This is a genomic window from Nocardioides immobilis, from assembly GCF_003515065.1.
Taxonomy (GTDB): Bacteria; Actinomycetota; Actinomycetes; order Propionibacteriales; family Nocardioidaceae; genus Nocardioides; species Nocardioides immobilis.
Genome location: NZ_QXGH01000003.1, coordinates 1 through 20,960 on the forward strand (window position 1 = coordinate 1; position 20,960 = coordinate 20,960).

Annotated in this window: 23 protein-coding genes and 1 pseudogene; 10 read left to right on the forward strand and 14 right to left on the reverse strand. The window is 69.7% G+C overall.

Annotated elements, in window-relative coordinates; all coding sequences use genetic code 11:
• Positions 1-254 precede the first annotated feature (254 nt).
• Complete coding sequence (locus D0Z08_RS00395) at positions 255-572, reverse strand: hypothetical protein (RefSeq protein WP_147381269.1); 318 nt, start codon at positions 570-572, stop codon at positions 255-257.
• 463 nt (positions 573-1,035) lie between these two features.
• Complete coding sequence (locus D0Z08_RS33305; RefSeq protein ID WP_281271688.1) at positions 1,036-1,170, reverse strand: hypothetical protein; 135 nt, start codon at positions 1,168-1,170, stop codon at positions 1,036-1,038.
• A 95-nt stretch (positions 1,171-1,265) separates the two neighbouring features.
• Between D0Z08_RS33305 and D0Z08_RS00400 the strand changes: the two genes are divergently transcribed.
• The 3 genes from D0Z08_RS00400 (at position 1,266) to D0Z08_RS00410 (ending at position 3,186) form a co-directional block, all read left to right on the forward strand.
• Positions 1,266-1,643 carry a hypothetical protein gene (locus D0Z08_RS00400; RefSeq protein WP_147381270.1) on the forward strand — a complete coding sequence of 126 codons (378 nt, stop codon included), beginning with the start codon at positions 1,266-1,268 and terminating at the stop codon, positions 1,641-1,643.
• Between the two features lie 202 nt (positions 1,644-1,845).
• Positions 1,846-2,211 (forward strand): BON domain-containing protein, encoded by a 366-nt coding sequence (locus D0Z08_RS00405; protein WP_182481074.1) that lies wholly within the window; start codon positions 1,846-1,848, stop codon positions 2,209-2,211.
• Between the two features lie 522 nt (positions 2,212-2,733).
• Entirely contained in the window at positions 2,734-3,186 is a 453-nt protein-coding gene (locus tag D0Z08_RS00410; RefSeq protein ID WP_118921579.1) for an SRPBCC family protein, read from the forward strand.
• Between the two features lie 211 nt (positions 3,187-3,397).
• On the opposite strand, the gene D0Z08_RS00415 is transcribed toward D0Z08_RS00410, so the two are convergent.
• Positions 3,398-3,667: a type II toxin-antitoxin system RelE family toxin gene (locus tag D0Z08_RS00415; RefSeq protein ID WP_118921581.1), complete on the reverse strand. Its 270-nt coding sequence runs from the start codon at positions 3,665-3,667 to the stop codon at positions 3,398-3,400.
• The gene (locus tag D0Z08_RS00420) at positions 3,668-3,937 is read right to left on the reverse strand and encodes a type II toxin-antitoxin system Phd/YefM family antitoxin (RefSeq protein WP_118921637.1); all 270 of its coding nucleotides are present in this window, start codon (positions 3,935-3,937) and stop codon (positions 3,668-3,670) included.
• 206 nt (positions 3,938-4,143) lie between these two features.
• Between D0Z08_RS00420 and D0Z08_RS00425 the strand changes: the two genes are divergently transcribed.
• On the forward strand, positions 4,144-4,470 hold the full coding sequence (locus tag D0Z08_RS00425; protein ID WP_245993442.1) for a recombinase family protein: 327 nt from the start codon (positions 4,144-4,146) through the stop codon (positions 4,468-4,470).
• A gap of 114 nt (positions 4,471-4,584) precedes the next feature.
• Here D0Z08_RS00425 and D0Z08_RS00430 read toward each other — a convergent pair whose 3' ends face one another.
• A complete protein-coding gene (locus D0Z08_RS00430; protein ID WP_147381271.1) occupies positions 4,585-5,046 on the reverse strand; it encodes a hypothetical protein in 462 nt (153 codons plus the stop codon).
• Positions 5,047-5,588: 542 nt separating this feature from the next.
• Here D0Z08_RS00430 and D0Z08_RS00435 point away from each other — a divergent pair.
• Entirely contained in the window at positions 5,589-6,170 is a 582-nt protein-coding gene (locus tag D0Z08_RS00435) for an aldehyde dehydrogenase family protein (RefSeq protein WP_281271690.1), read from the forward strand.
• On the opposite strand, the gene ppdK is transcribed toward D0Z08_RS00435, so the two are convergent.
• Together ppdK and D0Z08_RS00445 are read right to left on the reverse strand one after the other, a co-directional pair.
• On the reverse strand, positions 6,167-8,908 hold the full coding sequence (gene ppdK / locus D0Z08_RS00440; RefSeq protein ID WP_118921587.1) for a pyruvate, phosphate dikinase: 2,742 nt from the start codon (positions 8,906-8,908) through the stop codon (positions 6,167-6,169). The two genes, D0Z08_RS00435 and ppdK, sit on opposite strands and share 4 nt — an antisense overlap.
• 49 nt (positions 8,909-8,957) lie before the next feature.
• A complete protein-coding gene (locus tag D0Z08_RS00445) occupies positions 8,958-9,245 on the reverse strand; it encodes a VOC family protein (RefSeq protein WP_220453946.1) in 288 nt (95 codons plus the stop codon).
• A 109-nt stretch (positions 9,246-9,354) separates the two neighbouring features.
• On the opposite strand from D0Z08_RS00445, the gene D0Z08_RS00450 reads away from it, so the two are divergent.
• Positions 9,355-9,759, forward strand: a complete 405-nt coding sequence (locus tag D0Z08_RS00450; protein WP_220453947.1) for a VOC family protein — start codon at positions 9,355-9,357, stop codon at positions 9,757-9,759.
• A gap of 40 nt (positions 9,760-9,799) precedes the next feature.
• Here the strand turns inward: D0Z08_RS00450 and D0Z08_RS00455 are convergent, their stop codons facing one another.
• Together D0Z08_RS00455 and D0Z08_RS33310 are read right to left on the reverse strand one after the other, a co-directional pair.
• Positions 9,800-10,234, reverse strand: a complete 435-nt coding sequence (locus D0Z08_RS00455) for a VOC family protein (protein ID WP_118921591.1) — start codon at positions 10,232-10,234, stop codon at positions 9,800-9,802.
• A 159-nt stretch (positions 10,235-10,393) separates the two neighbouring features.
• Positions 10,394-10,525 carry a hypothetical protein gene (locus D0Z08_RS33310; RefSeq protein WP_281271689.1) on the reverse strand — a complete coding sequence of 44 codons (132 nt, stop codon included), beginning with the start codon at positions 10,523-10,525 and terminating at the stop codon, positions 10,394-10,396.
• A 114-nt stretch (positions 10,526-10,639) separates the two neighbouring features.
• Between D0Z08_RS33310 and larB the strand changes: the two genes are divergently transcribed.
• Genes larB through larC form a run of 3 tightly spaced genes read left to right on the forward strand, consistent with a single transcriptional unit; the run spans position 10,640 to position 13,388 of the window.
• Complete coding sequence (larB, locus tag D0Z08_RS00465) at positions 10,640-11,329, forward strand: nickel pincer cofactor biosynthesis protein LarB (protein ID WP_118921593.1); 690 nt, start codon at positions 10,640-10,642, stop codon at positions 11,327-11,329.
• On the forward strand, positions 11,326-12,183 hold the full coding sequence (larE, locus tag D0Z08_RS00470) for an ATP-dependent sacrificial sulfur transferase LarE (protein WP_118921595.1): 858 nt from the start codon (positions 11,326-11,328) through the stop codon (positions 12,181-12,183). Before larB ends, larE begins: the two co-directional genes overlap by 4 nt.
• Positions 12,180-13,388 carry a nickel pincer cofactor biosynthesis protein LarC gene (larC, locus tag D0Z08_RS00475; RefSeq protein ID WP_118921597.1) on the forward strand — a complete coding sequence of 403 codons (1,209 nt, stop codon included), beginning with the start codon at positions 12,180-12,182 and terminating at the stop codon, positions 13,386-13,388. The genes larE and larC overlap by 4 nt, the downstream gene beginning before the upstream one ends.
• A 4-nt stretch (positions 13,389-13,392) precedes the next feature.
• On the opposite strand, the gene D0Z08_RS00480 is transcribed toward larC, so the two are convergent.
• The 4 genes from D0Z08_RS00480 to D0Z08_RS00495 are packed head-to-tail and all read right to left on the reverse strand — an operon-like array spanning position 13,393 to position 19,377.
• A complete protein-coding gene (locus tag D0Z08_RS00480) occupies positions 13,393-14,325 on the reverse strand; it encodes a lysophospholipid acyltransferase family protein (protein WP_118921599.1) in 933 nt (310 codons plus the stop codon).
• Positions 14,322-15,902, reverse strand: coding sequence for an NPN-dependent hydroxyacid isomerase, LarAH14/15/16 family (gene larAH / locus D0Z08_RS00485; protein WP_118921601.1), 1,581 nt, complete (start codon positions 15,900-15,902; stop codon positions 14,322-14,324). The genes D0Z08_RS00480 and larAH overlap by 4 nt, the downstream gene beginning before the upstream one ends.
• Positions 15,899-17,110, reverse strand: coding sequence for a zinc-dependent alcohol dehydrogenase (locus D0Z08_RS00490; RefSeq protein WP_118921603.1), 1,212 nt, complete (start codon positions 17,108-17,110; stop codon positions 15,899-15,901). Before D0Z08_RS00490 ends, larAH begins: the two co-directional genes overlap by 4 nt.
• Positions 17,107-19,377, reverse strand: a complete 2,271-nt coding sequence (locus D0Z08_RS00495) for an HAD-IB family hydrolase (protein ID WP_118921605.1) — start codon at positions 19,375-19,377, stop codon at positions 17,107-17,109. Before D0Z08_RS00495 ends, D0Z08_RS00490 begins: the two co-directional genes overlap by 4 nt.
• Positions 19,378-19,733: 356 nt before the next feature.
• Here D0Z08_RS00495 and D0Z08_RS33615 point away from each other — a divergent pair.
• Positions 19,734-20,091: pseudogene (locus D0Z08_RS33615) on the forward strand (TIGR02391 family protein).
• A 314-nt stretch (positions 20,092-20,405) separates the two neighbouring features.
• Here D0Z08_RS33615 and D0Z08_RS31585 read toward each other — a convergent pair.
• The gene (locus D0Z08_RS31585) at positions 20,406-20,711 is read right to left on the reverse strand and encodes a hypothetical protein (protein ID WP_147381272.1); all 306 of its coding nucleotides are present in this window, start codon (positions 20,709-20,711) and stop codon (positions 20,406-20,408) included.
• Between the last annotated feature and the right edge of the window lie 249 nt (positions 20,712-20,960).

Sequence of the window (20,960 nt, forward strand, 5' to 3'; positions counted from 1 at the left end):
GGCCCGCGCATGCCAGTAGTGAGCCACACGAACGTGTCGTGGGCAGCCGCACAGAGAGCCACGGACCGGACGCCTGGACCGAGCCTCGCCAGGCACCGATCCTGACGTCAATGAAACAAGTAGCCGCACGGCGTGCTCGCGGAGCTGCACGAGTAGCGTTCCTGGCATGGCCACGAAGTCGGAGCGGCAGGCCGCCAGGCGGCACTAGCGGGCGGTTCCGTGCACTTGACGACGGTTCTGGGTTCTCGAGCTGGTCACGCGAAACTCGACGAGACGACGAATACCAGCCATGTGTAATACAGAGCGAACGTCGCAACGCTTCCGAGGACGAGGCCAACGCCGACCGGTCGGGTTCGTTCGGCGAACATCATCACCAGACCGATGAGCACGGCCTCCGCCCAGACGGCGATCACCGCTGGCCACCAGATGTCCTGTATCGGCACCTCGGCGGAGTCGTAACGATTGGCGATGCCGGGCAGCGCGAGGAAGATGGCGACTTGGCACGCTCCAACGATCACGGCGGCGGACAAGATCGGATGTCCACCACCGGGTCGCTCGTCCCTTGCAGTCATAGAACCGAAGGTACGGCGCACACTGCTCGATCACATGAGTACCTGTGCTTAGGGCCAGCCGCGATCCGACTGTGACGCTGCGTTCACCCACCTCAGACATCGCGACGGTGCCACCGTCATTCAGCGACACAGCACTTGGTGGGCGCGCACCCAGGCCGGAAGCGGGGGGCTGAGGCGGGCGCAGTCACAGAAGGTGGCACCCGGCTTACCCTTCGTCCCATCCGGCACTCCCGGCCGTTCACGGTGATTGTCAAGACCGGGCGAGGCCCGATAGACCACGCTTGTAGGTGACGCGTCCCTCTCCTCGCATGTACGCGCGCGCCAGGGCCGCGAGGGTGCGAAGCGCTGCCTCCTGATCCGCCTCGTCCTGATCGCAGAGATCCACCGTGGCAGAGACGCCCAGATCGAAGATGGTGACGTCAGCCCAACCCCCGGCGCTGATCCTGAGGCCAGCGATCCGCTGCTAACCGTCCGTAGCCCTCAACTCCGCCCGACGGACGTACTTGGACCTTGGATCCACCGAGAGCGTCGACTCGACGTCCGCGCCGAACACCTCGGCCACAACCTGATCTAGCAGGCGACCCACGTCCGTGACCATGACGGCAGTGTCTCGCACCACCAGGCTCCCTCTACTCGGCAGTCGCACTCGATGTCGCCGATGACAGGGCGCTGTTGCGACAGCATGCTCGTCGCATGACCGCCTCGCAGTTCGACGATCTTCCTGGATGGGAGTCTCCGCCGAGGAGGTTAAGGAACCGAGAAATCAGACGACGCGTGCGAGGGGTCCGGCTCGGTGGCACCATCGGCTCCATGGAGGTCGCACACGCTGATCCGCGGGCCATCGCCGCCACCGTCGAGGAGCCGGCGTACTGGGTGTATTTCTGGACCGAAACCGGCGCCGCCGAGAAGTTCCGTGTCACCCGCGCAGGCAGCGTCCACGAGGTCCTGTCCTGGGCGGAGCTGAAGTCACAGGGCCGCACGTTCGGGCTGTACATCGAAGCCGGGAAGGCAATCGAGGACCGGCACCTGATCAGGCTGTCGGGCCAGGAACCGAACAGGCGGCGCTCCTGAAGCTGGAGCGCTAGCGATTCCATCGGAGCTAGGACGGCTACGCCCAAAGCGTTGGCGGCCACCGCCCAGATCTGCTGCTGTCGGGGCGAAGCGCCCGACCATGCCGCGACTCGGGCGGAGCGCCCGACCTATGCCGCAGCCCCGCCAAGGACCGTGCCGGTTACGGACAGACAGCGACGTAGACTCAAGTGGAGGACGTGAGATGCGCAAACAGGCGTGGGCAGCGGGAGTGTCGGTGGCCGCCATCGGTGGCTGGCTCGCCACGCGCTCCAAGAACGCCAGCAAGTACATGCATCGCACCACGAACAAAACCAAAGGCCTTGCGTATCGAGCCGTCCGACGGCACCCCAGCACGACGGTGGATGACCCGGTTCTCGCCGACCGCATCCGGTCGACCATTGGTCCGCTCGAGAAGCAACTCCACAACTCTCGCATCAACGTAACGGTCGAGAACGGCGTCGCGATCCTGCACGGCGAGGCCAAGTCTCCTGAGGCGGCGACCCAGATAGAGGAAGCCGTGCGCCACGTCGCCGGTATACGCGACGTCCGCTCCCACCTCTCCGACTGAGTCCAACCCTCGGGCAGAAACCCCATCGCCTAACCACTGCTGCGAAGGGGCGTCGATCGCGCGCTTCTGCCGCGGCGCGGGTGCGTCGTAGCCGCGAATCGGCTATGTCCGCGAAGCGGCAGCGTCCCATTCCGCCAGTGACGCGGGCCCGACTACCACCCGGTTCGTCGCAAACGCGCTCTTCTGCCGGACGTTGAGCGCGTCCCGGTGAGGGATCCCCTCGCGGCGATCACCGCGGTGCTGGTCGAGGGCGCTCATGTGGTCCGGTGCCGGTTCGCCTACCGGGGCGGGTTGGACCTATCGGACTGATGTGCGAGCGGGCTGGTCCTCCCGCGGCTCCTCTTCGACGAGGACGACCAGCTTGCTCACAGGCGCGGCGATCCCTGGGGAGTCTCCTCCGTGGCCTACTCGAGGATCTCGTCCTCGACATCCATCTCGACCGGCACCACCGAATGTGGCGCGAGCATGGGATGGTTTCGAGCACGGGGCCCTTCAGCCATTCACACGCTTGGAGTGATCCATATGCCAGAACGTCACATCACGGTGCAACGGACGATGTCTGCGTCCCCGGGTTCCGTATGGGCCGTGTACGCCGACTTCCCGAATCTGGCGACCCATTGGAGTGGCCTCAGGGCCACGAGAGCCATCGGCGACCAGACCAGCGGCGTGGGCGCTCGCCGCCGCGTCGAGCTGAAGCCGATGGGCAGCATGGATGAAACCGTCACCACCTGGGAGGAAGGTCGCAGGATCGACACGCAGAATCAGCCCAGTGCGTCGGTGCCGATCAAGCGGGCCGAGTCGACGCTCACGCTCGGCCCCGACGACAACGGGACGTTGGCCACGTTCGACTACCGATATGTGCCCAGGGGTGGCCCGCTCGGTCGATTCACGGGCCCCTTGATCGACAAGATGCTGACGGCGAACTTCACCGACATGTTGGCTGCCACCGAGAAGGCCGCCCTCACGAACGGGTAGCGGACGCGGAACGGCCCAGGAGGCCGAGGATCTGGTGTGTGCTCGGACGGCGCCATTGAGATCGCTTACGGACAGGGCTGGGGCGATGCGCTGCCACCTGTCGGTCAGCGCGAGGGCTCATCATCCAGACGTGCTCCGAAGCGGCCCGACCGTCACGATGGGTGTGCGTCCGTGGCGTTAGGGGATCGGTGAGCGGGACGGCGAAGCCTCCTCATCGCCTGTAGACGTCGCTGCGTCGGTCTATATGGACGATCTCCACCGTGCGGGCGTGATCAACGACGCCGTAGATCACCCGGTAGTCACCTCGGCGAGCAGCGTGCAGGCCGGCGAGCTCGCCGCGGAGGGGCTTGCCTACTCGCTGTGGATTGTCAGCGAGAGGCCCGAAGATGAACTCGGCGCAGGCCGTAGCGATCTTCTCTGGCAACCGCTGTAGATCGCGTTCGGCTCGAGCCGTGACTCGGATCGAGTACCGCTCCGCCACTCAGGCGATCCCGTAGCGGGACTTGAGTGCGTCGTTGTCGGCGAAGCGGCCTGCGGCGGCGTCGGCGAGGCCCTCATTAATGGCTTCGGCAGCGCCAGGTGTTCCAAGGATCTCCAGGGTCTCCTCGATGGCGGCGAGATCGTCGGCGGAGATGAGGACCGCGGCCGGGTGACCGTGACGGGTGATTGTCACGCGTTGATGGGTGCGTTCGACCTCCGAGACGTACTCGGAGAGCCGGTCTCGCGCGTCGCCAAGGGGTACAGCAGTCATGCCCATAGTGTAGCCAAAATATTGGGCAAAACTCGACCTCGTCTTTGCCGCGACGCACATCGCGGCAACCCGCCGAGACCTATGTGCGCCGGCTTCCGCCCTTGCAGCCACAGGCCGGAAGCGTCTTGCTGCTTGAGTCAGGCGCTGCCCGATGCCCGAGCCGGCCCCGTCCGTGGTCTGGCAGGGCCCACCCTTGGAGGTGCGCCATGAGCGCGCTGCTTGTCGGGTACGCCCGATGCTCGACCGATCAACAAGACCTCACCGCTCAACGCGACGCCCTGCTAAACCTCGGTGTTCAGCCTGAACGGATCTACGTCGACCATGGCCTGACCGGGACCAACCGCGAGCGACCCGGACTCCGCGAGGCGCTCGCTGCCTGCCGCGCAGGCGACACGCTGGTAGTCACCAAGCTCGACCGTTTGGCCAGGTCCCTGCCCGATGCCCGGGCAATCGCCGACGAGCTCACCGCCCGGCAGATCAGCCTCTCGCTGGGCGGGTCGGTGTACCGCCTCGGTGGTTTGGGGCGACGATGAGGCTCGACCCTTCAAAGGGCCGCGATGAACGGCCAGGTCTTGGTGCCGTCGCGGCAGACCTGTGAAGCGCGGGTTGTCCGGCTCGGTCTGGAGACACTCCGACGCGGTAAGACCTCAGCCTGAAGTGGTCGGCTCGATCTGCGCGAGCTGCTGGGTCAGGTAGCTGCGCATCCGATCGCGAAGATCCTGCTCAAGCTGCTGCAGCCGTGCGACCTCGGCCTCCAGTGTTGCCTTCTGCTCGGCCAGGTCGCCCAGCACGGTCGTGCGCTGCCGGTCGAGCTCGGCGCTCTGCTCTGCCCGCGCCCGCTCCAGCTCGGCGCGCACCCGCTCGGCCTCCGCGTGGGCGTCAGCCAGGACCCGATCGGCCTCCGCACTGGCCGACGCCTTCAGTTGTTCCGCCTGAGCCTGGCTCGACCCGGTGAGCCGATCCGCGTCGCTCTGCGCCGCGGCCACGATCGAGGCAGCCTCGGTCCTGGACTCCCCGAGGAGTTCGTCGGCATTGCGGGCAGCGACCTCAAGCAGCCGAGCGACAGGGCTGGTCTCCTCTCCAGCGCTGGCGTCCTGCTCTGCCATCATCACCATGCCCCCTAAAGAGTCAGTGCCACCGTACGGTCCGCGCGCGACGCAACACAACGCGGCCACCCAACGCCACCCAACCCGTACCGCAACTGACAATAGGTTGCCTCACCTCGTTGCAGGGACGCCCGGGTCTGCTGCACGAACTGGTGACACCTGCCGCTCGACAGCGCTGGCCAGCTGCAGTGTGAACTGCAGTCTTGACCGCAGTGAAGAAAACCACTGCATGCTGACCTGGCCGAACGTGGTTTCGCTCGCCCGCCAGTGACCGAGTCTGGCCTGCGCCGGGGCTCTCGCCCTTGCGCCAACCTGTCACCTGATCGTGCAGCAGACCCGTTCATCGGCAGCCGTGAGTTCAGGATCGCGCTCAGACATGTTCGAAGACTGGCACGGGACGCTCTCGGCGGGCGCGGAGCCGCACGCTGACTGCCGCGCAGGCGTGCGACATCTGATTCGAACCAGCCGAAGCGCCCCACCTCCCCGCACTCCTCAACGGCTTCAAAGTCACCCGCGTAGATTGATACTGAATCGCCCATACGAACCTGACGAGCGCGCGTCTGGACAACGCCGGCCAGACCTGCAACGCCGCCAAGCGGTTCATCGTCGTCGACGATCTCTATGAGCCGTTCCTGGAGAAGTTCACGGCCGCGGTGCTCGCGAGCCGGGTCGCGCCCCTGTCGTCGCTGGCGGCAGCCGAGCGGCTCGAGGAGCAGGTCGACCGGGCGGTGCTCCAGGGCGCCACCCTCACGACAGCGGGCAAGCGGGAAGGCGCGTCGTACGCGCCCGGCGTGCTGACCGGTGTCACGCCCGCCAACGACGCCTACCACGAGGAGCTGTTCGGGCCGGTGGGCGTGGTCTTCCGGGTCGCCTCCGAGGACGAGGCGGTGACGCTGGCCAACGACACGCCGTTCGGGCTCGGCGCCTACGTGTTCGCCACCGACCCGGAGCAGGCGGCCCGGGTGGCCGACCGCATCGAGGCCGGCATGGTGTTCGTCAATGGAGTCATGCTCGACAGCCCGGAGCTCCCGTTCGGGGGCATCAAGTCGTCCGGCTTCGGGCGCGAGCTCGGTCGCTACGGGCTCGAGGAGTTCGTGAACAAGAAGCTGATCCGGACCGTCCACTAGGGCGAACCGAGGATTCGGTCGTCGGAAGGGTGAGCTTCGGGTTGGGCGAGCATCGCGCGGCCGGCTTCCAGCCGCGCGACAGGGACGCGGAAGGGCGAGCAGGAGACGTAGTCCAGCCCCGTGCGGTGGAAGAAGTGGATGGACTCCGGGTCGCCACCGTGCTCACCGCAGACGCCGACCTTCAGTCCCGGGCGGGTGCTGCGCCCTTCCCGGGTTGCGACGTCGACCAGTCGGCCGACGCCGTCGACGTCCAGGCTCTCGAAGGGGGAAACCGTGAAGACGCCCTTGTCGAGGTAGGCCGCGAAGAATGCAGCCTCGACGTCGTCGCGGGAGAAGCCCCAGGTCGTCTGGGTGAGGTCGTTGGTGCCGAAGGAGAAGAACTCGGCTGCCTCGGCCACGCGGAACGCGGTGAGCGCAGCACGTGGCAGCTCGACCATCGTGCCGATGGGGATCTGCAGGTCCACGCCCTCGCTGTCGCGGACCTCGGCCAGGATCGCGTCGGCCTCGTCGCGGACCAGGTGCAGCTCCATCACCGAGCCGACCAGGGGCACCATGATCTCCGGGCGGGGGTCGCCGCCGGCCTTCACGCGCAGGGCCGCGGCCCGGGCTACGGCACGCACCTGAAGCGCGAACAGGCCCGGCACCGTCAGGCCTAGGCGAACGCCACGCAGCCCCAGCATCGGGTTGGACTCATGGAGCCGCTCGACCGCCGCGAGCAGGCGCTCGTCGTCCGGGTTCTCTTCGCCCCGCTCCTTCGCCACCGCAACCTTGACCATCAGCTCGGCGCGGTCGGGAAGGAACTCGTGGAGTGGCGGGTCGAGCAGCCGGATGGTGGTCGGCAGGCCGTCCATCGCGGTCAACAGCTCGACGAAGTCGTCGGTCTGTGGCGAGACCAGCTCAGCCAGCGCGGCCTCGCGATCCCTCGCGTTGTCGGCCAGGATGACCCGCTCGATGAGGGGGCGCCGATCGCCGAGGAACATGTGCTCCGTGCGGCACAGGCCGATTCCTTCGGCGCCCATGCGCCGCGCGCGGTCGGCGTCCGCACCGGTGTCGGCGTTGGCCCGCACGCGCAGTCGACGTACGCCGTCGGCGTGGGTGAGCAACCGGGCAACGGCCCGGACCACCTCCGCCGTGCCCTCATCGACCTTGTCCAGCGCGACGTCCAGCCCCTCTTCGAGGTAGAGCACCACCGGGGAAGGCACCACGGGCAGCTCGCCGAGGAAGACCTCGCCGGTCGACCCGTCGATAGAGAGCAGGTCACCCTGCCGCACCGTCACCCCGCCCGCGGTGGCGACGAGTCCGGCGCGGTCGACCTCCAAGGACTCCGCGCCGCAAACCGCGGTCTTGCCCATGCCGCGAGCCACGACGGCAGCGTGTGAGGTCTTGCCGCCCCGGCTGGTCAGGATGCCGGTTGCCGCGATCATGCCCTCGAGGTCCTCGGGGTTCGTCTCCTTGCGCACCAGGATCACCCGCTCGCCGCGGGCCTGCCACGCGACGGCCGTGGCGGGGTCGAACACCACCCTGCCGACAGCCGCGCCCGGAGAGGTCGCCATGCCCTTGGTCAGCAGCTCGCGTTCGGCCGCAGCGTCGAACTGCGGGAACATCAGCTGGGCCAGCTGGGCGCCGGTGACACGTTCGAGCGCCTCGTCCAGGGTGATCAGATGCTCGTCGACGAGCTGGGTGGCGATCCGGAACGCCGCGGCAGCGGTGCGCTTGCCGACGCGGGTCTGCAGCATCCACAGCTTGCCGCGCTCGACCGTGAACTCGATGTCGCACAGGTCGCGATAGTGCGTCTCGAGGCGGCGCATGATCCGGGTCAGCTGCTGGTAGGAGTCGGGGTCGAGCTCGGCGAAGTCGTCGAGGGACAGGGTGTTGCGAATGCCCGAGACCACGTCCTCGCCCTGCGCGTTCGACAGGTAGTCGCCGTAGACACCAGGCTTCCCCGTCGCCGGGTCTCGGGTGAAGCAGACGCCGGTGCCCGAGGTCGAGCCGAGATTCCCGAACACCATGGTGCACACGTTGACCGCGGTGCCGAGATCGTGAGGGATGCGTTCGCGCCGGCGGTAGACCTTCGCGCGGTCGGTGTTCCACGAGTCGAAGACGGAACGGGTGGCCAGGTCCAGCTGCCGGCGCGGATCTTGTGGGAACTCGTGTCCGGTGTGGTTCGCGATGATCTGCTTGAACTCGTCGACGAGATCTTGCAGGTCCCTGGCCCCGAGCTCGACGTCGGTCTCGACACCCTTGTGCGCCTTGGCGCCGTCGAGTGCCTTCCCGAACGCCTCGCCGTCGACGCCCATCACCGTCTTGCCGAACATCTGGATCAGCCGGCGGTAGGAGTCCCAGGCGAAGCGCTCGTCGCCGGACGCCTCGACCAGTCCCAGAACCGATCGGTCGTTGAGTCCGACGTTCAGAACCGTCTCCATCATCCCGGGCATGGAGTACTTCGCGCCTGAGCGGACGCTCACCAGCAGCGGGTCGACGGGGTCGCCCAGACGACGGCCAACCTCATCCTCGAGCCGGCGCAGCGCCATGGTGACCTGGACCCGCAACTGGTCCGGCTCGCGACCCTGCTCGAGGTAGTGGCGGCAGGCGTCGGTGGTGATCGTGAAACCCGGGGGCACCGGCAGTCCCAGGCGGGTCATCTCCGCGAGGTTGGCACCCTTCCCACCGAGCAGGTCCTTCTGGTCCTTGTCACCCTCACTGAAGTGGTAGACCAGCTTCTTCGTCGACGGGCTCATCTCGGTTCCCTCATTCCAGACGCCGCCAATCAGGTATCACACGGACCAGCTATAGCACCTTGTTCCCGTACATCTCCCCGAGCGGGTCGGCGATGAGCTCGAGCCGGGCACCGTTGGGGTCCCGGAAGTAGATCGAGGTGCCGCTCTCGCTCTGGTAGTCGACGCCGGCCTCCTCGAGGCGGGACTTGATCATCGCCCACTTCTCCGGCTCGACGGAGATGGCGACGTGGTGGAGGCCGCCGAGCACCTCGGCGTACGGGCCGACGCCGAGGCCCGGGAAGTCGAAGAAGAAGTGGTTGGAGCCTTTGTAGTCCCGGTTCTCGAAGATGTCGGTCAACGGGAAGCCGAGCACGTCCTTGGTAGGACCGCACCGTCTCCTCGACGTCCCGCGCCACGATCCCCGTGCGGGCGCAGCCGCAGGCCAAGATGTTCCCGTGCGAGGACATGTGCGGCTGGACCATGTGGTGATCGCTGTTAGCGACTGGGAGCGCTCGATCGCCTTCTATCGCGACGTGCTCGGCGCGCGGGTGATTGACCATCCCGACGGTCGGGTCGCCTTCCGTTTCGGAGACCAGCAGTTGAACGTCCACGGCCCAGGTCTCGACATCGGCTCCTTGGTCGCTGACCCACCAGTGGTCCCTGGGGGCAGTGATCTGTGTCTGGTGTGGCCCGGGAGCGTCGAGGACTTGGCGCAGCACCTCACCGAGCATGGTGTCGCCGTCGAAGCTGGTCCGGTGCAGCGTCACGGTGGCGGCGGTGCTGGAGTCAGCATGTATTTCAGGGACCCGGATGGTTCCCTGCTTGAGTTCATTATCTACCCAAGCCCCCCGAGAGGATCGGTTGCGGGCTGACCAGCGGCGGATCCTGATTGAGACGATCCGCCGAGCGCTGCTAGCGCCAACCGGTGCCTTCGAGGCCTAATTTCTCGGGAGTCACGTCGCGAAGGGTCTGCGTGAACTGCCAGCGGTGCCCGGCTAGGTCCTCCACCGTGCACTCCCGTTCGCCATACTCGTACTCGGTCGGCTCCTGCAGTACTCGCACCCCGCGGGAGCGGGCACGCTCGAACTGGGCGTCGACGTTCTCGACGCGCACCTTGATGATGTGCGTCGTCGCGTGCGCCTGCGGCGGCTGCTGTTCCCCTCTGACGTCGGCGACGATCATCGCGCCATCGACCCCGATCTGCATCTGCGACCGGTGTGCCTCACCTACGCGGACGCGCTCGACGAAGCCGAAGACATCGGTGAGCCAGGCCACTGCGGCGCGAACGTCCGGATACACCAGCACCGGGATGACCGTCGCGGTTGGCACCGAGCGATTGCTGATCACTCAGGCAACCTACGCCAGCGCCGCGGCCGTGGACAGCGCCCGATCGGCCGGCTCGTTTGCCCATGGTCCTGCGGAAGCCGCGCGTATCGCGGCAGATCCGGATGGCCGCAGCGCACGCTGTCTGGCGCAGATGAGGACGTTCAGTCCTGTTGGCGCGGGCTACGCTCGTGATGTGACGCGAAGCGTTCTCCACGCATGGACGGCGTGACCGGCGCCGGCGATCCGGTCGGCGAGCGCGGCCACCCCGGGCGTCTGCCCCTGGGCGTGGTGCAGCAGCAGGAGCTCGGACATCTGGGTCTCCTTGGGTCGACTGTCCGCATCGTCGCAGCGGCCACCGACATCGCGGACACGGCACATCGGGCGCTGGCGGTGCCGGACCGCGCGCCCGGATGGCAGGATCGGCGCATGACGGAGCTGCGACTCGACCACCAGCGCCGGGCCCGCACCGGCGTCGCGGAGGCGGTCTATGCACCCGGCAAATCACCGACGCAGTGCGCGGAGGCGGTCGCCGGACTGCGGGAGGGGCCCGGCGACGGACCGGTGCTGCTGACCCGGGCGGCCCCGGACCAGGCGGCGGCCGCACAGGCGCGGAACCCCGGAGCACTCCTCACGCCGACAGGTGCGGACGAGCGCGGCACTCCGCTGAGCATCCTGAGCTGGGACGTGCCGGACGCCAGTTCCGGCACCGTGCTGGTGCTCACCGCCGGCACCGGAGACCTACCGGTGGCCCGCGAAGCCGCAGCCGTGCTCACTGCGTACGGCCACCACGCCCCGCTGGTCGCGGACGTCGGCGTCGCCGGCCTGCACCGGCTCCTCGACCACCAGCAGGCCCTCGCCGAAGCCGACGTGGTCGTGGTGGTGGCCGGCATGGAGGGTGCGCTGGCGAGTGTCGCGGCCGGACTCACCCGCGCACCGGTGATCGCGGTCCCGACCAGCCCGGGCTACGGGTCGGCACTCGAGGGGGTGACCGCGCTGCTGGCGATGACCGCGTCCTGCAGCCCGGGGGTGACCGTGGTCGGGATCGACAACGGGTTCGGGGCGGCCTGTGCCGCGGGCCGGATCCTGGCGCGACGCGAAGACCGGGCACCGCGATGAGCTCCCCCGACACGCCACCGGATGCGACGCTGCCCGGTCGGTTGGTCGATCTCGACCGTCGGCTGCGAGACCTGCAGTCGGTGGTGGTGGCGTTCTCCGGCGGGGCCGACTCCGCGTTCCTGCTCGCCGCCTCGGTCAGGTCACTCGGCGCCACCCGCGTGGTCGCGGCGACCGCGGTCAGCCCCTCGCTCCCCGCCGCCGAGCTCGATCAGGCGCGGGAGTTCGCCCACGGTCTCGGCGTACGCCACCTCACGCCGGCGACCGACGAGATGAGCCGGCCGGGGTACGCCGCCAACGGCCCCGACCGCTGCTTCCACTGCAAGGCCGAGCTGCTCGCCGTGCTCGCACCGCTGGCGTCGGAGCTCGGCATGCGCGCGGTGGCGACCGGCACCAACGCCGACGACGCGCGCGAGGGCTTCCGGCCCGGCATCCGGGCCGCAGCACTGGCGGGTGCTGTCACGCCGCTGCGCGAGGCCGGGTTGACCAAGCAACAGGTCCGCGCGGCCTCACGCTCGTGGGGCCTGGCCACCGCGGACAAGCCGGCGGCCGCTTGTCTGTCCAGCCGGGTCGCCTACGGCATCGAGATCGGGCCGGCCCGGCTCGGCAGGATCGAACGGGCCGAAGCCGACCTCCGGCGGGCGATGACCGACGCCGGCCTGGCCGTCCGGAACCTCCGGGTCCGCGACCTCGGCGACCGCGCCCGGATCGAGGTCGACCGGCACCTGGTCGACGAGCTGGTACGACGCCCCGACCTGCTCGGAGCGGTCACCGGGTTCGACGGCGTCGAGGTCGACCCCCGCGGGTTCCGGTCCGGATCGATGAACGAGGCGCTGGCACGGCGCGCGGACCAATGACCGGCAGGTGCGGTTGGATCGACGCGACCGGCGGCATCAGCGGGGACATGCTGCTCGGCGCGTGTGTGGACGCCGGCGTCGAGCTCGCGGTCGTGCAGGCCGCGATCGATCGGCTCGGGCTGCCCGAAGCGGTCCGGGTGACGGCCGAGCCCGCGATGCGCGCCGGCCTCGGCGGCACCCGGGTCCGCGTGGAGGCGGATCCCACCGACGTGCGGCGCACGCTGGCGGACGTGCTCGCGCTGCTCGACCGCGCCGACGCCGCCGTTCGCGATCCCGCCGCGGCGGTGTTCCGCGCGCTCGCAGAGGCCGAGGCCCGGGTGCATCGGATGCCGGTGGAGCAGGTGCACTTCCACGAGGTCGGCGCGCTGGACAGCATCGCCGACGTCGTCGGCGTGGTCGCCGGGTTCGCCTCGTTGCGGCTGGACCGGGTGGTCTGCAGCCAGATCGCCCTCGGGGGCGGCCGGGCCGACACGGCGCACGGACCGATCCCGGTGCCCGGTCCGGCCGTGATCGAGCTGCTGCGCGGCCACGACGCACCCGGCGTCGGCGGTCCGGTCGAGACCGAGCTGGCCACGCCCACCGGAGTGGCGCTCGCGGTCACCCTCGCCGACGGGTTCGGACCGTTGCCGGGGCTCCGGCCCGAGCTGGTCGGGGTCGGCGCCGGCGAGCGCGATCCGGTCGGACACGCGAACATCACCCGGCTCGTCGTCGGTGCGGCCGGCGAGACCGGCAGCGCGGCCGACCCGACCGGTCCGGACCCGCGCGAGGACCATGAGGCCGTCGTCCTGGAGACCAACGTCGACGATCTCGACCCGCGGCTGTGGCCAGCGGTGCTGGCCGACCTCCTCGATGCGGGGGCCTCCGACACCTGGCTCACCCCGATCCTGATGAAGAAGGGACGTCCCGCGCACACGTTGTCGGTGCTCACGGCACCCGAGCACATCGCCGCGCTCGAGCGGATCGTCTTCACCGGCACCACCACGATCGGGTTGCGACGGCGGCGGGTCACCAAACGGGCACTCCCCCGGGAGACGATCACGGTCGAGGTCCACGGTCATCCGGTGCGGGTCAAGCTCGCCCGTCTCGACGGCGAGGTGGTCAACGCCGTTCCCGAGTACGACGACGTGGCCGCCGCTGCCGCAGCCGAGGGGGTGCCGGTCGCGGTGATGCTGGACCGGGCCCGCGCCGCGGTGCAGGACCGGTAGCCGGTCAGTGCCGCCAGGCCCGCAAGCGCTTGCCGGTGGCCGTCGGGGCGGTGGGCGGCGTCGTCTGCTCCCAGATACGTCGCCAGGGAGCGCTGTCCGGCCCCGAGGGATCGGGGGTCGATCCGACGGCGGCGCGACGCCGCGCCTCCCACCAGGTGGTGCGGTCCTCGTCGATGAGCTCGGCGACCGCGGCGCGGATCCGCGGGGTGAGCTCGCGCGGCGACTCCTGCTCGCCGGGCCACAGCGGCTCCCCGAACCGGATCGTCAGCTGGCGCCGGCCCCGGCTCGGCCAGTCCTGGCCGCGTGGCATGGCGGCGTAGGTGCCGCGGTGCGCGATCGGCACCACCGGCACCCGGTGCTGGATCGCCAGGAAGGCGGCACCCAGCTGGAAGCGACCCACCCAGCCGTCCCTCGACCGGGTTCCCTCGGGGTAGATCACCAGGTTCCAGCCGTCGTCGAGCACCGCCCCCGGCGTGGCCGCCATGGCGCCGCCGCGGCGATCGATCGGGAAGGTGTTGAACACGGCAGCCGAGCCGACCGCACGCCACCAGGTGTCGAAGAAGTAGTCGGCCGCCGCGGCGACGGCGGTACGACGACGCCACTCGTCCGGCAGGGCCAGCAGGATCAGCGGGGTGTCGAGGTGCGAGGCGTGGTTGGCGACGAAGATGACCGGACCGTCGACCCGGTCGAGCACCTCGATTCCCTCCACGTGCCGTCGCACCTGGGAGGCGAGCAATGGTTCGAGCACGCCCTTCTGGGCGACCTCGCGCACCGCTCGGGCGGCCGGGGTGCGCGCCCAGTCGGTGTCGAACACGGTGGCCTGCGCCGGAGGAACGTACGCCTCGGCGGACCGCGGCACCTGCGAGCGCCGGCCCCACCGCCACCCGCGGGCCATGGTGCGGACGTCGTCGACCGTCTCGGAGAGGAACCTGCTCATCGGGTGTCCGCGATCAGGTGGGGCGGGTTGCGCAGGTAGGTGATCGACGGGGAGGTGCCGACCGTCCCCGACACCATCTCGAGCGCGTCGGCGAACGACGACGCCGCCCGAAAGCCGAGCCGCGCTGCCGCGCGCCGGTCGCCGCCCACCCAGACCACCTCGTCGACGTGGTCCATGGCGTGCGCCGCCCAGTACCACATGTAGAACGGGTGCACCCCGTGGTAGGCGTGCGAGGTGCGATAGAGGTGGATGTACCACGGGTCGGTCGCGAACTGCTGCTCGTACTTCGCCTCGATCACCGCCGGGTCGGTCGACTCGGCGAGGATCTCGTCGTAGAAGTCGACGTACGACGGGTGGTGCAGCTGGTTGAAGCCCTCGTCGAGCGGGTGGTAGAGGATCACCGCGCCGCCGCGGCGTACAACCGGCTGGCCGCGGTAGGAGTTGAAGAGGTAGCCGAGTCCCATGCAGGTGGCAAGGACCGGGTTCATCGAGCTGTTGACGTTGTAAGGACCGAGATACGGCACGCCGAGTACGAGCACGTCGGACTGGCCGTCCACCTCGACGAGCTGTTGCCGGTGCACGGTGGCGAGGGTCCGCTCGTGGACCGCCTCGGTGTCGCCTGCGTGGATGCCGGTGAGCCCGTACGGCGCGCGCAGCTCGTGGAACATCTTGTGCTTGAGCCGTCGCGGCGCGACCGACAGTGCTCTCCGGGCCGCCAGCACAGACGCCTGGTCCTTGACCGACCACTCCCACTCGCGCTTCATCAGGAACTCATACGGCGCCGGGAACACGTCGTTGTTGACGGTGGTCTCGATCTGGAAGATGTTCAGGTGCTCCTTGAGCAGCCGGCCCATCCGCCACGCGGAGTGGTGCAGATGGGACTTCTCGTGGTCCATGAACGAGTGTGAGCGCACCATCGTCTTGGCGTTGTGGTGGTGCCGCAGCGACTTGTACGACGCCAGCCCGATCGGCACCGACTTGTGGCCGCCGTCCATCGCCACCAGGTTGACGTTCACGTAGACCAGCAGGTCGGATTCGGCTGCGCGCCGGTTGATCTCCACGTCCTCGCCCTTGTCGGTGAGGCCGATGTGCCGCAGGTTGTCGTGGTCCTCGGCGTCGTGGTTGTAGAGCAGGCCCTGCGGCCCGAAGGAGCGCCACACCCGCTCACCGACGATGTGACGCAGCTCGGCCGGCGTCATCCTGCGGTGCAGCGCGTTGGCGGCGATCAGCTGGACGTCGTCGACCCCGGCCTCCGCCGCCATCGTGAGCACCTGCTCGATGATCCGCTGCCGGATGTCGGGAGCCCGCATCGGCGGCAGCGGGAGGGAGACGTCGTCGAAGGCGATAGTGAGCCGCATGCCGGGCCGCAGCTGCGCCGGCAGCGGTGCCTGGTCGACCGGCTCGAGGAGCGCCTCGCGGATCGCGGCGTCCACGTCGTCGATCGCCGGCAGCGACTCCGGCGGGTAGATCACCCGGGTGCCGAGCGGGAACTCCTCCAGCCGGAACCCCTGCCCCTCGTGTACCACCAGGGGTGGTGTGCGGTCGTCCACCTCGAGGACGAATCCTGGCCTGCTCATCTCTCGCTCCTCGGGTCGAAGGCGACTTTGACGGTGCCGAGGCGACCGGCGCCGTGGGCGTGGTCGAGGGCCTCGCGCCAGCGGTGTAGCGGATAGCTGGCGACGGTCTTGGCGAGCGAGGTCACCCCGTCGCCGGCGACCAGCTCGGTGGCGATCTCGAAGGCGCTCCGGCCGTCGAGACCGGTCTCGCTCCGCGCGGACGCGTAGGTGCCGACGACCTCGAGCTCCCGGAACCACGCGGCGGAGAGGTCGGCCGCGGCCGGCATCCCGGACAGTACGACGCGGCCGCCCGCCCGGGTGGCGTGGAGCGCGGTCTCCAGCGACTGCTTGCTGCCGACCGCGTCGACCGCGACGTCGGCGCCGCCGAGCAGGTACGACGCCGCGCCCAGCTCGGGCGTGACCAGGAACGCCCCGGTGGTCCGCCGCAGTCGGCGCAGTGCCGCGCCGGGCTCGACCACCTCGGTCGCGCCCAGCGCGAGCGCGTGCTCGCGCTGGTGGTGGTGCTTCGCGACCACGGTGATCTCACCGGCGCCGGTGAGCGTGCGGATCGCCAGCGTGGCGAGAAGGCCCACCGACCCGGCGCCGCTGATCAGCACCCGCTCGTTGTCGCGGATGCCGGCACGTAGCGCGGTGTGCACGGCGCAGGCCATCGGCTCGGTGAGGATCGCCTGCTCGTCGGAGTGCCCCTCGGGCACCGGGTGCAGCTGGCTGCGGTGGGCGACCAGCACCTCGCCCCAGCCGCCACCGGTGTCAGCGCAGAAGCCGGTCTGCAGTCCCGGCGCGAGATCACCCACAGTGATCCGGCCACAGCGGTTGGTGGCTCCGCCGACGCAGGCGTCGCAGGGGTCGACGCCGCGCGCGGCACAGGTGAGCACCGGGTCGACCACAACGCGGGTGCCGGCAGGCAGGTCCTCGCAGTCCTCGATGAGGTCCGCGACGATCTCGTGCCCGGGCACGAACGGCATCGACACGAGCGGTGAGAAGTAGAGGCTGGTGCGCCCGGAGAGGGCGCCGAGGTCGGACCCGCACACCCCGGAGAGCCGGGTGCGGAGCCGGGCCCAGCCGGGTCGGTCGACACGGGGCTCCTCGACCGTCACCAGCCGGAGCGGGGCGGCGTACCCGGACAGCAGGCCGGGCAGCCGACCGCCGGCGGCCTTGCCGACGACGTGCCGCGACACGGAGCGGTAGAACTCGAGCGCCAGCATCATCGACGATCACCCGCCGGGTTGAGCGTGCGGCCGGTCGCCCCGGGACTCGCCCACGCGACGGTCGGCCAGCGGTTCTTGCGCGCGTGGCGGAACAGGGCGACGTCGGGGCAGACCACCACCGGGTTACCCACGGCCTCGAGCATGGGGAGGTCGGAGTGGCTGTCGGCATAGCCGTAGGAGGCGGCGAGATCCACGTCGTGCTCGCCCGCCCACTGCCGCATCCAGGCCGCCCGCGACTCCCCGACCAGGGGCGACGCCGCGAGGAACCCGGTGCACACGCCGCGGTCGTCGACCGCGAGCTCCGCGGCCTCGATGTGGTCGAAGAGCGGCGCCAGCGGCCGGGTCAGCGGGCGGATCGCCCCCGTGACAAGCACCGTCGGCTGGCCGGCGGCGCGGTGCTCGCGCACCCGTCGCACCGCGGCGGGGGCGAGACGGGCGAGCACGTGGCCGGAGAGGACCTCGTCGGCAATGGCGTCGAGGTCGACGAGCCGGGCGCCGGCGTACTCCTTGTAGACCGAGCGGAGGAACGCTCCCCGGTCGCGCCGCTCGGCACGCACCAGGCCCGGCACCCGTCGCGCGATGCGGGTCAGCTCGGCGAACCGGGCGTGGCCGTCGAGCTCCTGCAACCGCAGCCACAGGTAGGTCTCGATGACGTTGGACGACAGCAGCGTGCCGTCCATGTCGAAGAAGGCAGCGGCATGGGGCTGAGCCGTTGCGGCCACCGGACGCGGTGCGCCGCTACGGCGGCCGCGCGCCTTGCGTACCTCGTCGTACTGCCGCAGCGGCGCGGTCACCGCCGGGCAGTGCACCTCCGCGAGGTAGTGCGGCCAGTCGATCACCCTCGGATCGAACGCGAAGACCGCCCGGTCGCGGGCCTCCAGACCGTCGTACAGCGCGGCGGTGTTGGCGTCGTCGAAGCCCAGCTCGGCCACGGCGTACTCGCGGTAGATGTCCAGGTAGCGCCGCAGGAACTGCAGCCGCCGCCCCTGCTGGTCCAGCTTGCGCGCGAGCTCGCGGACGCGGTCGGACCGGGGCGCGCGGGCGATCACGTGGTCGGCGACCCGGTGGGCGCGCTCGCTGGTCACCAGCAGCCGTTCCACAGCCGGTGCACCCGGGAACCGCCACTCCGGCAACCGCGCGGCGCCCCGGTCGCCGAGCTCGAACGGGTGGGCGTCGAAGTAGCTCCGGACCGCGTCGTACAGGACCCCGAACGAGAGCGGGTTGCGCGCGCCGGTCGCGACGTGGAAGTACGCCGGCGCGCCGGCCCGCGGTGGGGCGGCGAGCACGGCGGCGACCGCGGCAACGACGTGGTCGACGGGCACGATGTCGACGATGGTGTCCGGCGCCGACGGGAACTCCGGCAGCTCGCCGCGGCCGTAGGCGAGGATCAGCGGCTCGGCCATCTTGAAGCCCTCGATCCAGCCGGGGTGCGGCTTCGCCAGCGCGGACTCGATGATGCTCGGCCGCACGATCGATGTCGGCGCGTTCGCGGCATGCTCCTCGACGACCCGTTCGCCGAGCGCCTTGGTGAAGGTGTAGCAGTCGGTCCAGCCGAGACTGCGGGCCCGTTCGCCGCCGATCCGGACCAGCTCCTGCCGCACCCACTCCTTGCGCTTCTCCTCGGTGGCCGTGGCCACCGACAGGCTGCCCGCGCGGCTGTGCTGCCGCTCCGCCTTGGCCCGGATCCCGGCCAGCACGTCCGCGCTCCGGGACCTGTGCTCCACCGCCTGCCGCTGCGCCAGCCCCCACTCCAGCTCGGCCTCGACGTCGACGCTGTGGTCGACCGGTGCCTCGGGCACGAAGCCCCGGCGGCGGCCCGCGACGTACGCCGTCGAGACGTGCACGTAGTGCACGTGATCACCGATCTGACGGACCCGCTCCAGCAGCGCACGGGTGCCGACCACGTTGTTGCGGAACCCCTCGTCGACCGGCGGGTCGAACGACACGTCGCCCGCGCAGTGCACCACGGCGTCGAGATCGCCGGGAAGCGGCGGTACGTCCGAGAGGTCGCCCTCGACCACCGTGAGCCGGTCGCCCAGCAGGGAGTCGGCATCGCCTTCGATCCCGGTGAAGATCTCCCTGCCGAGCAGCTGGCGGAACCGGTCCTCGCCGCTCTCCGAGCCCTTCGCGCGCACGAGCACCACGAGCCGGATCTCGGGCACCTCCGCGAGCAGCAGCTGCAGCAGCGCCTGGCCGACGAAACCGGTGACGCCGGTCAGCAGCACCCGCTGCCCCGCCAGCCGCGCGCCGACGCTGCGATCAGCCATGCTCGCTCACCTCGAGTGGCCAGCCGCTGCCCCGCGTGCTCAGCTGCCGGCGTCCGTGCATCTCCTTCGACCCCAGACAGTATCGGCATCTCGGCGCGAACACGCCGCGCGACTTCCCGGGCGACCCCATCGCCGCGTCAGGAGTCCGCCATCACGGCGGGCAGACCTCGGGGCGGACTCGGGGTCGACTACGCGCGGCGACGTACGGCAGGTGCCGCTCCGGGCCGGATCTGCCGGGCCACTGTCGGGCCTGATTGTCGCTGCTGACGGCAGGGTGCATCGGGCGTCAAAGACAACGACGGCGCAGGAGGCGCGAGCGCGCGCAACCCGGTTGCGGGCGAGCCTTGAGGACCGCGGTGTACACCCGGCTGTCCTCGACGGTATCCGTTGACGAGTGGCTTCGGACCGACTACTACGACGCTGTGTTCGAGTCCGTGAAGCTGCTGGGTGATCGTCTTCGGGCTATGACCGGCCTTGATCTCGACGGGCACCAACTCGTCGACGGTGCGCTCGCAGGGTCTGTTCAGCGCGATGCGCAACCCTCAGGCGCACGAGCCGCGGTCGAAGTGGACTATGACGGAGCAGGACGCTCTGGATGTCCTCGGCCATCCATCGGTCCGTTCCCTCCTTCCCCCCGCGCCGACGACTCACGGCATTTCCCGTGGCCAGGGCAGGGCCACCGCCAGCGATCGAAGGCCCCATGAGAAAGACTGACTTCTGGACACCGGTCCGCGCTATCACCCAATGGCCGGTCACTACGCAGATCGGTTCACGACGAAACGCGTTGGTAGCCAGCACCGCGCTCACCCAGCGACGCCGCGAACGAGACGACGTTGAGCGGTTCCTCCGCGCTCTCAACCAGACCGACCACCACGCGGAGCCACAGCCCCGGGCGGCCCGCAGAACCTAGCGGCGCGGCACAGCCGACCGACAGTGTGAGTCAGACCGCGGGTTCGGCCGGGGCGGGTGATGATCCCTTGTCCTCGAGCGAACGTGCACCTTCAAAGTCACCGTAGGGCCAACCCCTGTCAATGTGGACCGTTGTCGCTACAGATGCGGTTCGGCAACCGAGCCATGACGCCGACCAGCACCGCGCGTCCGGTCTGGTTGTTCGGCCCCACGGCGCGGCACGGCTTGAGAGCCGTCATCGCCAAACGGATCCAGCGAGTCTCAGTGAGCTTATTGCCCTCGGGCAGTTCCTGAGCAGCCACCGCCCCTCGGTCATCTTCAAGGGGACGCCGCGCATCCAACGAATGACGGAGATGGCCGATGTCCACTACCGCTTCGGTCCCGAGGAAACTGCCGCCCCACTGATCGGGCGTCTCGTGAGCCACAGAACAACAACCTCTTGGAACGTGGGAGACGGAGCGCTTGCGGCGCGAACCGTTCGAGGATCCACTTGCGGTGGTCGATCCGCGCTCGTATGAGAGGTCGCCCTCGTTGCCGTAGGCCGCGCCGCCCTGACCCGGAACTGCTGCCCCGGCGATGCGCCCATTCCGCCGGGTCTGGGCGCCCAGTCGCGGCACACGACACCGCAATGCGGTCGCGCGGGCGCGCGTCGGTGGTGTGTTTCCGCTGGGTCA